Below are 288 nucleotides of genomic sequence, written 5' to 3' on the forward strand. Positions count from 1 at the left end.
GGAATTTGATAAACTCAAGAAGGAAAAAAGTTTATTAAATCTTATTGCAGAACCTGGCGATGCTGTAATCACTACTTTAATACACAAATTTAAAGCAGAGGTAGATGCTTCTGTAACACCTTTTCTGTCTTCTGAAATTTTTGTATTAGTTGATGAAGGACATCGTAGTCAGTACGGTTCTTTCAATGTAAGAATGCAACAAGTTTTTCCAATTGCTTGTTTTATAGCTTTTACAGGAACTCCATTGATGAAAAAAGAAAAAAGTACCGCCAATAAATTTGGTGGCTT

The 288-nt window shown here is 33.0% G+C and carries 1 protein-coding gene; it reads left to right on the forward strand.

The features are described from left to right. Window positions 1-288, forward strand: a 288-nt coding sequence (locus WFZ85_RS16270) for a hypothetical protein (RefSeq protein WP_342697283.1), incomplete at both ends; no start/stop codon positions are given.

This window comes from Flavobacterium aureirubrum (genome assembly GCF_038739835.1).
Classification (GTDB): domain Bacteria; phylum Bacteroidota; class Bacteroidia; order Flavobacteriales; family Flavobacteriaceae; genus Flavobacterium; species Flavobacterium aureirubrum.